At 68.4% G+C, this 13,549-nt stretch carries 11 protein-coding genes; 2 read left to right on the forward strand and 9 right to left on the reverse strand.

The annotated features are described in order from the left end of the window. Positions 1-26: 26 nt before the first annotated feature. Positions 27-1,616: an alpha/beta hydrolase gene (locus AMYAL_RS0102105; protein WP_020629643.1), complete on the reverse strand. Its 1,590-nt coding sequence runs from the start codon at positions 1,614-1,616 to the stop codon at positions 27-29. 185 nt (positions 1,617-1,801) lie between these two features. Here AMYAL_RS0102105 and AMYAL_RS0102110 point away from each other — a divergent pair, with 185 nt between their 5' ends. Continuing rightward, positions 1,802-2,494: a DNA alkylation repair protein gene (locus AMYAL_RS0102110; protein WP_020629644.1), complete on the forward strand. Its 693-nt coding sequence runs from the start codon at positions 1,802-1,804 to the stop codon at positions 2,492-2,494. Here AMYAL_RS0102110 and AMYAL_RS0102115 read toward each other — a convergent pair. From AMYAL_RS0102115 to infC, 8 genes are all read right to left on the reverse strand, one after another. Continuing rightward, a complete protein-coding gene (locus tag AMYAL_RS0102115; protein ID WP_020629645.1) occupies positions 2,475-5,858 on the reverse strand; it encodes a tetratricopeptide repeat protein in 3,384 nt (1,127 codons plus the stop codon). The two genes, AMYAL_RS0102110 and AMYAL_RS0102115, sit on opposite strands and share 20 nt — an antisense overlap. Before the next feature lie 90 nt (positions 5,859-5,948). Further along, positions 5,949-8,519 carry a phenylalanine--tRNA ligase subunit beta gene (gene pheT, locus AMYAL_RS0102120; RefSeq protein ID WP_020629646.1) on the reverse strand — a complete coding sequence of 857 codons (2,571 nt, stop codon included), beginning with the start codon at positions 8,517-8,519 and terminating at the stop codon, positions 5,949-5,951. Beyond that, on the reverse strand, positions 8,520-9,584 hold the full coding sequence (gene pheS, locus AMYAL_RS0102125) for a phenylalanine--tRNA ligase subunit alpha (RefSeq protein ID WP_020629647.1): 1,065 nt from the start codon (positions 9,582-9,584) through the stop codon (positions 8,520-8,522). 275 nt (positions 9,585-9,859) lie between these two features. Next, positions 9,860-10,690, reverse strand: a complete 831-nt coding sequence (locus AMYAL_RS0102130) for a DUF6159 family protein (RefSeq protein ID WP_026466664.1) — start codon at positions 10,688-10,690, stop codon at positions 9,860-9,862. A 40-nt stretch (positions 10,691-10,730) separates the two neighbouring features. Beyond that, a complete protein-coding gene (locus tag AMYAL_RS0102135) occupies positions 10,731-11,561 on the reverse strand; it encodes a TrmH family RNA methyltransferase (RefSeq protein ID WP_084702302.1) in 831 nt (276 codons plus the stop codon). Beyond that, positions 11,558-11,935, reverse strand: coding sequence for a 50S ribosomal protein L20 (gene rplT, locus AMYAL_RS0102140; RefSeq protein ID WP_005163284.1), 378 nt, complete (start codon positions 11,933-11,935; stop codon positions 11,558-11,560). The genes AMYAL_RS0102135 and rplT overlap by 4 nt, the downstream gene beginning before the upstream one ends. A gap of 62 nt (positions 11,936-11,997) precedes the next feature. Next, positions 11,998-12,192 carry a 50S ribosomal protein L35 gene (gene rpmI, locus AMYAL_RS0102145; protein ID WP_007028043.1) on the reverse strand — a complete coding sequence of 65 codons (195 nt, stop codon included), beginning with the start codon at positions 12,190-12,192 and terminating at the stop codon, positions 11,998-12,000. Positions 12,193-12,262: 70 nt separating this feature from the next. Then, positions 12,263-12,838, reverse strand: coding sequence for a translation initiation factor IF-3 (gene infC, locus AMYAL_RS0102150; RefSeq protein ID WP_051137636.1), 576 nt, complete (start codon positions 12,836-12,838; stop codon positions 12,263-12,265). Positions 12,839-13,109: 271 nt separating this feature from the next. Between infC and AMYAL_RS0102155 the strand changes: the two genes are divergently transcribed. After that, positions 13,110-13,469, forward strand: a complete 360-nt coding sequence (locus AMYAL_RS0102155) for a DUF1844 domain-containing protein (protein ID WP_020629651.1) — start codon at positions 13,110-13,112, stop codon at positions 13,467-13,469. Positions 13,470-13,549: the final 80 nt, after the last annotated feature.

Here is a 13,549-nt window from a genome sequence, read left to right on the forward strand (position 1 = left end):
ACCGAAGCATCCCGAAAGCGACAGACTCAGAAAGGCAGCGCCTGAGCCAGCGCCTCCTTCTTCACTTCAGCCACGGAAGACGGCACGTCCGACTTCTTCGCGGCGGCTCCCGCACCGGCCGGAACCGGCTGCGGGACCGGGGTGCACTGCACGTCCGAACCGTTGCCCGGCTTGCGCACGGGCAGCTTTCCGGTCAGCAGGTAGTCCGCGATCTTGTCGTCCACACAGGACACACCGGACAGCGAACCCGAGTGCGTCGTGCCACCGGGGGCGCTGATCAGGCTGGCATTCGGGTAGCGCTTGCGGACCTCGAGGCTGCCGGGGTACGGCGTCGCGGCGTCGTTCTCCTCGTTGACCATGAGGATGCCGGGGACCTTGCGCCCGTCGATCTCCACCGGCTTGCCCGGCTTCGCGGGCCAGTCGATGCACGGCGCGTTGAACCAGGCGTTGCCCCAGGTCTCGAACGGTGCCCGGAAGTGGGTGACCCAGTTGTCGAACTTCCAGCGGTTCCAGCTCTGCGGCCACGCCACGTCGGTGCACTGCACGGCCGCGTAGACCGCGTACCCGTTGTCGTCACCCGGCGGGTTGGAGTTGTCGTACAGGCCCTTCAGGGTCTGCCAGTCACCCTTGTGGACCCAGCCCGAGAACGCGTTCGCCATGTCTTCCCAGCCGAAGACGTAGTAACCGGCCTGCAGGAAGATGTCCGTCCACTCGGAACCGCCGATGACGCCGCCCGCGGGCTTGTCGTACAGCTTCTTCTGCTCGCCGTACCACAGCTTCTCGACCGCGGACGCGGTCTTGCCGAGGTGGTAGACGTCGTCGTACTTCGCGAGCCAGCCGAAGTAGGTCTTGATGTTCTTGTCGAAGGCGATGTCCTGGTTCAGGTTCGCCTTGTACCAGACGTCGCGGGGGTCGACCGTGCCGTCGAACACCATCCGCCGCACGTTCTGCGGGAACAGCGAGCTGTAGACCTGGCCGAGGTAGGTGCCGTAGGAGAAGCCGTAGTAGTTGATCTGCTTCTCGCCCAGCGCCTTGCGAAGGTTGTCGACGTCCTTCGCCACATCGATGGTCTTGATGTGCTCGAGGATCGCGCCGTTCTTGGCGCACGCCTTCGCGTACCCCTTCGCCTTCTCACGCCACGCCGTCTCGATGGCGCGCGTGGTCGGCACGTACTGCGGGCGGTTGTAGGAAGCGTAGTTCCCGTCGCAGGTCAGCGACGGCTTGCTCTCCCCCACCCCGCGCGGGTCGAAGCCGATCCAGTCGTACTCCTCACCCGCCTTCTTGGGGACCGCCCGGCCGAGAGTCGACAGGCCGAGACCGGAGCCACCGGGACCACCGGGGTTGACGATCATGACGCCCTGCGACTGGGCGGACTTGTGCTTGACCCGCGAGACGGCGATCGAGACCTTCTCCCCGCCTGGCTTCGCGTAGTCCAACGGGACCTCGAGGAAGCCGCATTCCGCGCCGGCCTTGACCAGGCTCGGGCGCGTGCAGGCTCCCCAGGAGATGGGCTTCGGATCGAAGTCCGACGCCGAGGCGGCCGTGGCGGAAGGAGCGAGCGCCAAGGTGCCGACGCCGATCCCCGCGACCGCCAGGGCGGCAACGAATTTCTTCACTGTGTTCCTTTTCGTCCGCGTTCGACCCGGTCGGGCCGAAGCTACCGAGAACCGGCTTCAATCTCGCTGACCGACACGTTGACCGCCATCCCTCTTTAGTCGGTATCCGGACCTCGATCCGGGCATATCAGTCTTGTCGGTCCCCTGTCGTACGCTCGCGGCGCCCACTGGGGAAAGGAGCACACGTGGACGAGGTGAAAAGCCTGGTTTCGGCGGTTCGCAACGGTTTGGCCGCGCTGGCCGATCCGGCGAAGGCGCCGTCGATGCGGGCGTACATGAAGTCGGACATGCCGTTCCTCGGTGTGGCGTCACCGCCCCGGTCCGCTTTGCTGAAACAGGTCTACGCCGGGCATTCACTAACCGATCGAGTGAGCTTTTCGACCGCCGTGCTCACCTTGTGGCGCGAGGCGGACTTCCGTGAAGAGCGCTACGCGGCGATCGCCCTTTCCGGGCACCGCGCCTACACCCGCTGGCAGGACAGCGATCTGCTCGGCCTGTACGAGGAGATGATCGTGACGGGCGCGTGGTGGGACTATGTGGACGAAGTCGCCATCCGCCGGGTCGGGCCGATTCTGCGGGCGGAGCCGGAGACGGTGGGCCCGCTGATGCTGACCTGGGCCTACGACGAGGACAGGTGGCGTCGCCGCACGTCGGTCATCTGCCAGGTCGGCGCGAAGGGCGGAACCGACACCGACCTGCTCACCCGTGCCGTCGAGGCGAACATCGACGACAAGGACTTCTTCCTGCGCAAGGGGATCGGCTGGGCGCTGCGCGAGTACGCGAAGACCGAGCCGGACTGGGTGCGCGCGTTCGTCACGGCGCATCCGGCACTGTCCCCGCTGTCCAGAAAGGAGGCGCTCAAGCACCTGGGAGGTTGAGCACCGGCCTCGGGACGAGCGCGAGGAACTCGTCGATCACCTCACCGAGCCCCGGCAGCAGGTCGCGCGTCTCCGTCAGGTCGTGAATGAGGTCCAACCGAGCCTCCCGAGGCGGCCCTTTTTCGAGCACTGCCGTGAGATCGTCCCTCGCTTCGGCGTCGCGACCGAGGGCGAGCAGGTAGAAGAGCGGCTGGACCTGGTCGTCCCAGTCCGCGGAGCCTGCCGCGGCACGGGTGACGGCTTCCTCGAGGCTTTCGGTGAGCACCCGGCGGGCTTCCTCTGTCCTTCCGGTCTTCAGCCACGCCAAAGCCAGGAGGTTGCGGGCCCATAAAGACTCCGGCGCGAGCGGGCCCAGGACTTCCATCGCTTCGCCGGTCTCACCCCCGTACAGCAAGGCCTCCCCGAGCTTTTCGCGAAAGTCGATGTCCTCCGGGAACGAGGCGACCAGTTCACGCAGCTCGCGGCAGGCTTCCCCGTGCTCGCCCGCCCGGCGGTGGATCTCCGCGCGCAGGGCTCGGCCGCTTTCGTCATGACCGGCGGCCAGTGCGTCGTCCACGTCGGACAGAGCACCTTCGAGGTCACCGAAGAGAAGGCGATGCTCGGCACGCCGATGACAGGCGTATCCGCCGTCCTGTCCGAGGCGGACTCCCTCGTCCAGAGCGGCCCGCGCCTCCTCGTGCCGGTCAAGGCCCGTGAGGATGTCGCCTCGGGTGGTGTGGAAGAAGGCCGCCTCCGGATTCGCCGCCACCGCGACGTCGATGTCGGCGAGGGCCGCCGGATGATCACCGGACCGCTGGTGGGTCATCGCGCGCCAGGTGTGTGCCCACCCGTTGCCGGGGTCGAGTTCGATCGCGCGGCTGAACGAGCTCAGCGCCGCGCTGTACTGCTTCAGCCTGCGGAGCGTCATTCCTCGCTGCAGGTGATTCTCGGCGTCGTCGGGAGCCAGGTCGATGGCGCGTTCGAAGTCGGCGAGCGCCGCCGGGAGATCACCCAGGTCTTCGTACGCCCGGCCACGCATGTAGTACGCCCACTCGTACTCCGGGTCCATCCGGAGCGCGGTGGTGAAACCGTCGATGGCGAGCCGGTTCCGCTCGCCGCGCCGGTGGAACCCCGCCCGGATCGCGTGGACGTTGGCGCTTCCGGGGTCCGCCGTCACGATCGCGTCGTAGGCCGCCGACGCGGCTTCGTCTCCGTTCCGTTCGAGGAACGACGCGAGTTCGTTCAGGTAGAACAGGTCCTGAGGGCTGAGCGCGACGGCCGCGCGATGACCGGCGAGCGCCTCGTCCTTCTTTCCCTGCCCGGCGAGCAGCGTCGCCCGGTAATAGACGGCCCAGGCGGAGTCGGGGTCGAGCCGGATCGCGATGTCGATCTCGTCGATCGCTTTCCGGATGTCACCGCGTTTGAAGTACACCTCGCTCCGGATGGGGTAGGCCCATTTGTGGTCGGGCTGGAGACGGATGGCCTCGTCGAGGTCGGCCATCGCACCGTCGAGGTCGCCGAGTTCGGCGCGGGCGGAACCGCGCCCACGCCACGAGAAGGCGTAGGTGGGGTCGAGTTCGATCGCCCGGTCCAGATCCGACAGCGCCCGTTCCCACTCGCCTTCGTCGAGGAACCTATTGCCCCGGTCGCTCCAGACGTACGGGTCCGCCGGGTTCAGATCGAGAGCCCGGTCGTAGTCCCGTTTCGCCGCCTCGTTGTCATCCTGGCCCTCGTGAGCCCACGCGCGCCGCCGGAGCACCGTCGAAAGCCGGGCCGCGTCAAGTTCTCCCGCGCTGGAGAGCAGGTCGAGCACCTGGATCTCACTCGGGCTGTCCCCGTCGCCGACCGCGGCGGCCAGGCGTCGCGCCCAGTCCAGGACCGCGGGCGCGTCCGCGTCGACGCCGGCCTGCTCCATCATGCGCGCCCAGACGCGAGCGGAAGCCGTTCCGGTGGTGATCATCTCCGCGGCGCCGAGCAACGCGTCCGGCAGCGCGTCGGCCGGGTCTCCGCACAGCCGGTGGTAGACCTGTTCGAGCTTCCTTCGCTGCCAGCGTTCGTCGTTCCAGGCGTCGCGATGACGGCTGAGACCGAGTTCGTCGCACCGGTCTTGGTAGTACTCGCCGAGCCTGCGGTGGCGTTCGGCGAACTCGGCGGGCGAAGTGCCGCGCTCCAGCCGCACCATCGGACCGCGGACCACCGGGTGGTACCGCACCGGAAGCTCGCGGCGCCCGACGAACGGCAGCTCCCGCAACCAGCGAAAGATCTCCCCTGCGGTTTCCTTCCCGATCAGCACGCCGATGACATCCTCGTCGAGGACACGGGGCAGCGACGCCGTGGCGGCGATCTTCTGCCTGTCCTTTTCGGGAACCCAGTGCAGGAACCGCTTGACCGCGTCGTCGCTGGGATCGAGAACGGCGTCCGCTTCGGTGGGATTCCCTTCGGCCAGCATGGCGACCAGGACGGGCAGGCCGTCGCTCAGCCGCAGCACGATCTCGATCACCTCTTCCTGGGTGATCCCGCGTTCGGCGAGCAAACGGCGTGCTTCCGGCTCGGTGAACGGCCTGAGTTCGATCTCGCGCGTCAGCGGCGCGTACCGGTTCCACTTCGCGCCGTCCAGCGGGAACTGGCCCGCGACGGTGAGCACCAGGTTCTGCGGCAGGTCGCCGTACAGCCCGCCGAGAAGGTCGAGCAGCCACGTCTCCAGTACCGGGGACGTGCGTTCGAAGGTGTCGAAGAACAGCGCGATCTGCCGGGTTTCCGGAAGGCGCCAGAGATCCTCGACGAACGGTTTGGTCAGTTCCTCCGCCGGTTCCAGGAGCAGCTGGACGTCGGCCTTCCGCTTGAACTTCGCCGCGAGGTAGACCTGGAGCTGCTCCAGCTGTTTCGCCGTCGCGTCCGCGTCGATCGCGTCGGCGGCGATGCTGCCGCCGGGAAGGGTCTTCGCCATCCCGAGACCGGCTTTGACCACGGTCTTCGTCACGAGCGCGCGACCGGCCGCCGGAGCCTGCGGATCGCTGTGGAGACGTTCCCTCGCCTTGAGGTAGAACTCGTAGCGCTTCTCGAACCGGCGCATCTCGTGCCCGCTGCGAGCGAGGTCCTTCGCCAGTTTGACCAGTGTGGCGGGCAGGTCCTGCTGCCGGTCGTCCGCGAACCCGACGGCGGCGCGGGTCTCCTCGGCGATACCGCGAAGCTGGTCGAGAAGGAAGGACTTGCCGACCCCCGCCAGACCATGCACCGAGAACAGGTACCGGCGGCGGCGATCGCTCCCCGGCAACCCCAGATTGACCCGGAAGTCCTCACGTTCCCCGACCCGGCCGACGAAACCGTCGCTCAGCAGGGCACGGGTGATGTCTTGGATGCTGGACCGACCATCTGGACGTGACACAAGGCCTCACTTTGCCACATCCCGCGGCGCGTGAAGGCCCTCTTCCCTCAGCTCAGCCGAGGGAAGAGGGCCTTCACGCGCTGATCGGTGTCAGGCTCGCAGGCTGGCGCCGAAGCGCTCACCGGCGAGAGCGACGGCGGCGTCGCGAGCCTTGGTGGCCTCGTCGACGGTCAGCGTGCGGTCCGCGGCACGGAACCGCAGCTTGTACGCCACCGAACGCTTGCCCTCGCCCAGCTGTTCACCCTGGTAGGAGTCGAACAGCGTGATGTCCTCGAGCAGCTCGCCCGCACCTTCGCGCAGCGCCTCGGCCAAGTCCGCCGACGGCACGCCGTCCTCGGCGACGAGGGCGACGTCGAGCAGCACCGGCGGGTACGCCGAGATCCGCGGCGCCGGACGGCTGTCCGGGATCGGGATCGCGTCCAGGTCGAGTTCCATCGCGACGGTGCGCGGCGGCAGCCCGAGCGCCTCGACGACCTTCGGGTGCAGCTCGCCGGCGTAACCGACGGGCCACTGCCCCACCCGCAGCTGCGCGCAGCGGCCGGGGTGCCACGGCGGCTGGTCCGCCGCGGCCGTGGTCAGCTCGACACCGGCGGCCTGCGCCACCAGCCGTGCGGCCTGCACCGCGTCGGCCCAGTTCGCCTGCTCGCCCTCGCCCCACCAGCCCGCGCGGCCACGCTGGCCCGCGAGCACGACGGCGACGTGCAGCGGCTGCGGCGGGACGGCCGCTTCGAGGACCGCGAGCTCCTCGTCGGTCGGGCGCCGGTCCACCCCGAGCGAAGGCATCGGGATCGGGTTCGACCCCGGCAGCACGACCTGTCCGATGTGGAACAGCGAAACATCCTTGAAGCCACGGGAAATGTTGCGCTGCAGGATCTCCAGCAGCCCCGGCAGCAAGGTGCTCGCCATCCGGTCCTTGTCCGCTTCCAGCGGGTTGCGGACCCGGACGGTGCGGCGGCGGACGTCGTCCTCGGGCAGCCCGAACGCATCCCAGACCGAGCCCGAGATGAACGGGAAGGGCAGTACCTCGACGTAACCGTTCTCCGCCAGCGCACGCGCGACCGAACGACGGCGGCGCTGCTCGTCGGTGAGACCACGGCCTGCCGGGGCGTCGGGCAGCACCGAGGGGATGCTGTCGTAGCCCTCCAGCCGGAGTACCTCCTCGACCAGGTCCGCGGGCTGCACCAGGTCACCGCGCCAGCTCGGCGGGACCGCGGTCACCAGCGCGGTGCCGTCCTCGGAGGTGCCCACGTTGACCTTGCAGCCGATCTGCGAGAGCCGTTTGACCGTGACACCGCGCTCGTAGCGCACCCCGGCCACGTGGTCGGGGAGGCTGATCGGCATGGTGACCGGCTGGTTCGGCCCGACGCCGCCCTCGTCGGTGCGGCCGGGCAGGATCGAGCCTTCGCCGTACTGACGCAGCAGACGGGCGGCGAGCTCGACGGCCGCCGCGCACAGCTGCGGGTCGGTGTAGCGCTCGAACCGCTTGGCCGCCTCGGAGAACAGCTTGTGACGGCGGGCCGTCCGGCTGATCGACGACGGATCCCAGTGCGCCGCTTCGAGCAGCACGTCGGTGCTCTCCGGCGTGATCTCGGTCGACGCGCCACCCATCGTGCCCGCCAGCGAGATGACCCCGCTGTCGTCGGCGATGATCACGTCGTCGGTGTCGAGCGTGCGCTCGACATCGTCCAAAGTGGTCAGTTTCTCGCCCGGCTTCGCCTTGCGCACCACCAGATCGCCCTTGACCGAACCGGTCGCGAACGCGTGCAGCGGATGTCCGAGCTCGAGCATGACGTAGTTGGTCACGTCGACCGCGAGCGAGATCGACCGGATCCCCGCCAGCATCAGGCGACGGCGCATCCACCACGGCGTCGGCGCCGTCGCGTCGAGGTTCTTCACCCGGCGCAGGACGAACCGCTTGCAGCCCTCGGTGTCTTCGAGGCGCACCGGCCAGGCGTCGCTCTCGGCCTCGGGGACCTCGATGGACGCCGGGTCGCCGAACGGGACGTCGAGCGCGTTGGACAGCTCGCGGGCCAGGCCGCAGACCGACAGGGTGTACCCGCGGTCCGGGGTCGGTGTCACCTCGAGGACGGTGTCGTCGAGCTCGAGCAGCTTGTTCGCGTCCTCACCGGGGCTGGCGGTGCTCGGCGGCAGCACCAGGATGCCGGAGTGGTCGTCCCCGATGCCGAGTTCGCGCGCGGAGCAGATCATGCCGTCGCTGAGCCGGCCGTAGGTCTTGCGCGAACCGATCTCGAAACCGCCGGGCAGCACCGTGCCGGGCAGCGCGACGACGACCAGGTCGCCCTCGGCGAAGTTCGTGGCACCGCAGATGATCCCGCGGGTCCTGATGCCCGCGGGGCCGTCGTCTTCGAACGGGCCTTCGTCGTCGTCCTCGTCGTCGTCGAGGTTCTCGTCCGGCTTGTCGGCTTCGGCGTCTTCAGACTCGCCGACGTCGACACGGCAGAAGCGGACCGGCTTCTTGAACTCGGTGAGCTCCTCGATCTCGGCGACCCTGCCGACCACGAGCGGGCCCGTGACCGGTTCGAGCTTCCGGACGTCGTCGACCTCGATGCCGATGCGCACGAAGGCATCGGCCAGATCCTGGGCCGTGACCTCCTCGTCGACGTCGAGGTGTTCGGTCAGCCAGCTGGCTGGGACCTTCACTCAGGCCTCCGTTCCGAAGGGCAGGGTGAACCTGATGTCGCCCTCCACCATGTCGCGCATGTCCGGGATTCCGTTGCGGAACTGCAGGGTGCGCTCGATACCCATGCCGAAGGCGAAGCCCGAGTAAGTCTCGGGATCGACACCGCAGGCACGCAGGACGTTGGGGTTGACCATGCCGCAGCCACCCCATTCGACCCAGCCCGGTCCGCCCTTCTTCTGCTCGAACCAGACGTCGACCTCGGCCGACGGCTCGGTGAACGGGAAGAAGTGCGGGCGCAAGCGGGTCTTCGAGCTTTCGCCGAACATCGCGCGGGCGAAAGCGTCGAGGGTGCCCTTGAGATGCGCCATCGTCAGGCCCTTGTCCACCGCGAGCCCTTCGACCTGCGAGAACACCGGGGTGTGCGTGGAGTCGAGCTCGTCGGTCCGGTAGGTGCGGCCAGGGCACACGATGTACACGGGCAGGTCGCGGTGCAGCAGCGTGCGGGCCTGCACCGGCGAAGTGTGCGTCCGCAGCACCAGGCCGGAGTCCTCCTCACCGAGGTAGAACGTGTCCTGCAGCTGGCGCGCGGGGTGGTCCTTGCCGAAGTTCAGGGCGTCGAAGTTGAACCACTCGGCCTCGAGCTCCGGCCCGTCGGCGACCTCGTAGCCCATCGCGACGAACGCGTCGGCGATCCGCTCCGACAGGGTCGCGATGGGGTGCCGGGCGCCGCGGGGCACCCGGTCCCAGGGGAGCGTGACGTCGACGGTCTCCTCGCGGAGCACCCTTTCGTCACGTTCGACCTGGAGCACGGCACGACGGTCGTCGAAGGCGGCTTGGATGCCTTGACGTGCTTCGTTGACCCTCTTGCCTGCCTCGGCCTTCTCCTGCTTCGGCAGCGCGCCGATCTCGCGGCGGGCGAGGAGCAGCGGAGACTGGTCCCCGAGGTGGGCGGGTTTGACCGCGGCCAGCGCGTCGAGATCCGCCGCGGCCGCGAAATCCGTCTCGGCCTGCTTGACGGCGGCCGTCAACGTTTCCGGCGCGAGGGCTCCCGCCTGGGGGTCCTGCTTGTCGTTGGCTTCGGACATAACTCCTCGGCGTCCGCTGGGACTGGTCCGGTGCACGCGAGCGCACGCATGGGTTTAGCAGCTTCTGAATTCTATGGGACAGCGAACGGCGCCCACCGATCACCCTCGGGCTGGGCACACCGTCGGTCAGGAGTGCGAAAAACGCGCTCTACGCCGTAAACAAGGTGCTGGAACGAACAGTGCGTTCCATGAGAACTCCCTTGGCGTCGTGGTGCGAACGGCGTCGTGCCCGCGACTCTACGTGGCCGCGGGCGACGAAGCCATCGGATTCCGGCTCAGCGCCCGGCGAAGGCGCCCTCGAAGTCCACCTTGCCGAACTCGTCGGGAACGACGCCGTCTGCGGCGTAGCGGTACAAGGCGGTCTGGTAGATCCCCGACAACGTCGTGCAGAGGATGGAGACCAAGAACGCCCACACGAGTGAAATCCCGAGGGCGACGAAGATCGTGATGGTGCCACCGAGCAGGAAACCGGCGCCCAGGAAGACGGCGAACCCGGCCAGCGACAGCAGGACACCGACCAGCCCGATGCCGAGCCGCCCGGCCGCCTGCTCGCCCCAGGTCCGCTTGAGCAGCTCCGCCGAGCGCTTGGCCCCGTGCCGGACGCCCGCGTCCTCGATCATCATGACCGGCAGGACCAGGTACGTGATCAGGTTCCAGGCGGCCCCGGCCAGCCTGCCGACGAGGAGGCCGATGAACCCGAACCGCTGCTCGATCTCCCGGAGGATCAAGGTGACCGTCGCCGTCACCACCGACCAGCCCAGCAGGGGCAGCCAGCGGCGTCCGGCCTCGGCCAGCCCGGCGGCCACGCGGGGGTCGTCACCGCGCAGCGCGACGTCGGCCTGCGAGATGAGCGCGGCGTTGAAGAACACCGTGACGAACGCGGCCGCGAGGTAGAACAGGCCGATCATCACGTACGAACCGGGCGTCAGCCGGGAATGGTCGGCGATCTCGGTGTGGGAGATCCAGTAACCCGACCCGAGGAACACGGCCGCGACCAGCAGGCCTGCGACGGCGGCGAGCACCGGGAAGACCGCGAGTTCCTTACGGGACCGCAGAACTCGCCAAGAAGCACCGAACAAGGCAAAGGAACGGGCGATACGCCCCATGATTCCCCCAGTGAATCAACGGAAATGGTGAAGCGGCAGCCTAGCGAGCCGCGCGCGACGCCATCGCGTTGGTGTACACGCAGATCGCGGCGGCCGTCGCGAGGTTCAGGCTCTCCGCCCGGCCGTACATCGGGATCTTGACCGCGAGATCGACCGACTCCAGGACGTCGTGGCGCAATCCGTGCGCCTCGTTGCCGAACACCCAGGCGGTGGGCTCGTCGAACGTCACTTGATCGAGTTCGGTGTCGGCGTAGCCGTGCGCGCCGAAAGTGCGGAGCCCGGCGGCGGAGCAGGCCTTCAAGGCCGCGTCGACGTCCCGGATCCGGGTGATGGCGGGGTGGAACAGGCTACCGGCGGCGGCGCGGACGCATTTGCCGTTGTGCGGGTCGACGCTGTCTCCCGCGAGGACGACCGCGTCGGCGCCGGCGGCGTCCGCGACCCGGATCACGGTGCCCGCGTTTCCGGGGTCCGCGACGTCGACGAGGACGACGACGAGCTTGGCGCCCGGCTTGAGGACAGTCTCCTGTGGACGGTCGACGTGCGCGCAGACCGCGACGATGCCTTGCGGTGTCACGGTCTCGGACAGTCCGTCGGCGGCGCGGTCGGTGATCGGCGAGACCGGCACGCCCGCGTCGCGCGCGGCGACGAGCAGCCGCCCGTGCTGCGCGGCGGCGCGCTCGGTCACGAACAGCTCGTACACCTTGCCGCCGTCTTCGAGGGCGGCCTCGACGGCGTTCGCGCCCTCGGCGAGGAACCGGCCGGTCTTCTCCCGCTCGGCCCGGCGGGTGAGCTTGCGCGCAGCAACAACCCGAGGCGTCCGTTCGGTGAACGGAGCCGCCTCGGGTTGCGGAAGAGCGCTGTCGCCGGTCAGGCCGACTTCTTCTCTTCGGTGTTCACGTTCGCCTTGGCCAGCTCGGCCAGCGCGGTGAACGCGGCGGCGTCGTTGACGGCGAGGTCCGCGAGGATCTTGCGGTCGACCTCGACACCCGCGGCCTTGAGGCCCTGGATGAACCGGTTGTAGGTCACGCCGTTGGCGCGGGCGGCCGCGTTGATGCGGGTGATCCACAGCTGGCGGAAGTCACCCTTGCGGGCACGGCGGTCCCGGTAGGCGTAGTTCAGCGAGTGAAGCGTCTGCTCCTTCGCCTTGCGGTACAGCCTCGAGCGCTGGCCGCGGTAGCCGCTGGCGAGCTCGAGAGTCGCGCGACGCTTCTTCTGGGCGTTGACAGCCCTCTTGACGCGTGCCACTGGTCCATCCTGTCGATCTGGGGGCGCGGCGAGCGCGCCCGTGGTTTACAAGTGCGGGGGTGTCAGCGGCCGAGAAGGCGCTTGACGCGGCCGACGTCGTTCTTGGCGATCTCGGTCGTGCCTTCGAGGCGACGGGTGAGCCTGTTGGACTTCTTCTCCATCAGGTGGCGGCGGCCGGCCTTCTGGCGGCGCAGCTTGCCCGAACCCGTGACGCGGACACGCTTGGACGTCCCGCTGTGCGTCTTCATCTTCGGCATTACGTTGTCCTCTTTCGTGCGGCGGCACACCGGGGTGCTCCGGTGTGCCGCTGACATGTGCTGGTCGGCGCTACGCGTCGGCGGGCGGCTCGGACGAATCGTCCTTGGCTGCCTTCGCGGCCTTCTGCGGCTTCACGTTCTTGTGCGGGGCCAACACCATGATCATGTTGCGGCCGTCCTGCTTCGGCGACGACTCGACGAAACCGAGTTCCGTCACCTCGTCGGCGAGCTTCTGCAGCAGACGGAAACCGAGTTCCGGCCGGGACTGCTCGCGACCACGGAACATGATCGTGACCTTGACCTTGTTGCCGGCGGCGAGGAACCGCGACACGTGACCCTTTTTGGTCTCGTAGTCGTGCTGGTCGATCTTCGGCCGCAGCTTCTGCTCTTTGATGACGGTGAGCTGCTGGTTGCGGCGGGACTCGCGGGCCTTCTGCGCGCTCTCGTACTTGAACTTGCCGAAGTCCATGAGCTTGCATACGGGCGGGCGTGCCTGCGGAGCAACCTCGACGAGGTCGAGATCGTTCTCCTGTGCCAGCCGCAGCGCATCTTCGATCCGGACGATGCCGACCTGTTCACCGGCGGGCCCGACGAGTCGGACTTCCGGCACCCGGATTCGGTCGTTGATGCGTGTCTCGGAGCTGATGGGGCCTCCCTGGTTCGAGGTAAATTCTTCTACCGTTTCGACCTGGTGCCCACATGCCGAAGGCCCCGGTACCCATGAGGTACGCGAGGCCCACTCATTCCGATCGCGTTCAGTCTCCAGAACCGAACACACCGCCTCGGACGCCCGAAATCGTCCTTGGCGAGACCGGACCCGGACACCTGATGTTGCGGCAGTGACGCGGGTGGGAGCGGGGCTCCACTTGCCGCCCCCGATCACTCGGGGGCTGGTCGCTCGTGGAAGGGTACCAGACGTGTCAGATGAACCCGTTCAGCAACCCCCGTATTCCCCGGACGTCCGCGACCTGGAGGACATCCCGAGCGTCGAGGTGATCAGCAGGGCGGCCGTCATGCTGCTGTCCGCCGGCGCCGAACGCCTCGGCCTCGCGGACGAGGATCCGGCCACCTCACCGCACCGCGACCTCGACGAGGCTCGTCGCCTGATCACCGCCCTCGCCGGGCTGGTGACCGCTTCGGCAGAGTACCTCGGCCTGCACGCGGGCCCGTTGCGTGACGGCCTGCAGTCGCTGCAGAAGGCGTTCCGTGAGGCTTCGGCCGTGCCGGACGCCCCCGGACAAGGACCGGGCGAAAAGTACACGGGCCCGGTCTACTAGGCCTGTTCAGAGTTCGAGGCTCGCGTGGCGGTTCGGGTTCCATCCCGAACCGCCACTCTTGTCTCGCCGCCACGTATTCG

It is taken from the genome of Amycolatopsis alba DSM 44262, assembly GCF_000384215.1.
GTDB classification, from domain to species: Bacteria; Actinomycetota; Actinomycetes; order Mycobacteriales; family Pseudonocardiaceae; genus Amycolatopsis; species Amycolatopsis alba.